We start from the raw sequence: 392 nt of genomic DNA, 5'->3' as shown, positions 1-392 counted from the left end.
CGCCGAGCCTGATCCTCAGCGGATACACGATCGACACGTGGCTGACCGTGTTCCGTCAGACCGTCACCGCGGCCTAATTTGGGAAACCCGACACATGATCATCATCGACAGCAAGATCGACGCCGCAGCGGGCTATAGCGGCCTAGTCGATTACCGTGCGGCTCTCGCGAACGACGTCCGATGCCACGGCATCTGGACGGCGGATGCCGTCACCCAGGACGTGGGCGGCGTCAGCCGCGTCGAGAACTTCAAGACCGGCGGCGTGCCGTTAGTGCAGACGGACTCGGCGCGTCGCCCGAGCACGGTCTACGATCAGGAGCTGCGCCGGCAGGTGCTGGCGTTCAACCCGGCGGGCGGCCAGTTCCTCACGGCGACGGGGCTCACGTGGAACA

General features: G+C 65.8%; 1 protein-coding gene. It reads left to right on the top strand.

From position 1 onward, the window contains the following. Nucleotides 1–94 precede the first annotated feature (94 nt). On the top strand, nucleotides 95–392 hold a 298-nt coding region (locus MFF64_RS36645; RefSeq protein WP_238193942.1), incomplete at its 3' end, for a hypothetical protein.

Origin of the sequence: Methylobacterium frigidaeris (assembly GCF_022179185.1) — a bacterium.
Lineage (GTDB): Bacteria > Pseudomonadota > Alphaproteobacteria > Rhizobiales > Beijerinckiaceae > Methylobacterium > Methylobacterium frigidaeris.
The sequence above is the reverse complement of the archived record's forward strand: the minus strand, read 5'-3'. Positions and strand labels throughout refer to the sequence as shown.